We start from the raw sequence: 291 nt of genomic DNA on the forward strand, positions 1-291 counted from the left end.
GCGGCCCTGCACCTGCTTGGAGCCGATCAGATTGGCCGCCTCGACCACGCCCGGCCAGGCCTTGCGCACCGCCTTGTTCTCGCCCAGCACAGCGCAGGGCACCGCGGCGCCGATCCGGAAGCCGTCGGCCGTTTCGGTGATGTCGGCCAGGCCGCTTATCGCCTTGATGTCGACGATCAGCTCGGGCTCGATGAAGCCGCCCTTCATCCTCACCAAAAGGTCACTGCCCCCGGCGAGGATCGCGGCGGGGCCTACCGCCTTGGCGAGCTCGCCAACGGCATCTTCGATTGA

Annotated in this window: 1 protein-coding gene; it reads right to left on the bottom strand. The window is 68.0% G+C overall.

The window, feature by feature from the left end; translation table 11 throughout:
• Positions 1-291: FAD binding domain-containing protein (locus tag EN852_RS39500; protein ID WP_246694593.1), on the bottom strand; the 291-nt coding region annotated here is incomplete at both ends.

Origin of the sequence: Mesorhizobium sp. M2E.F.Ca.ET.209.01.1.1 (assembly GCF_004010375.2) — a bacterium.
Taxonomy (GTDB): Bacteria; Pseudomonadota; Alphaproteobacteria; order Rhizobiales; family Rhizobiaceae; genus Mesorhizobium.